This window comes from Pseudomonas sp. SIMBA_067 (assembly GCF_046534675.1).
In the GTDB taxonomy this organism is placed as follows: Bacteria; Pseudomonadota; Gammaproteobacteria; order Pseudomonadales; family Pseudomonadaceae; genus Aquipseudomonas; species Aquipseudomonas putida.
Window position 1 is genome coordinate 1 of the sequence record NZ_JAWRYH010000644.1, and the last position, 263, is coordinate 263.

Annotated in this window: 1 pseudogene; it reads left to right on the forward strand. The window is 57.0% G+C overall.

Going from position 1 to position 263, the window contains the following annotated elements:
- Positions 1–263: pseudogene (locus tag SB765_RS30690) on the forward strand (beta-ketoacyl-ACP synthase I); the annotation flags it as partial.

The window sequence follows — 263 nt, forward strand, 5'->3', positions numbered from 1 at the left end:
GCGCAACCTCTGATGGTGCAGACATGGTTGCTCCGTCTGGCGAAGGCGCAGTACGCTGCATGAAGATGGCGATGCATGGCGTTGATACCCCAATCGATTACCTGAACTCCCACGGTACTTCGACTCCGGTTGGCGACGTGAAAGAGCTGGCAGCTATCCGTGAAGTGTTCGGCGATAAGAGCCCGGCGATTTCTGCAACCAAAGCCATGACCGGTCACTCTCTGGGCGCTGCTGGCGTACAGGAAGCTATCTACTCTCTGCTG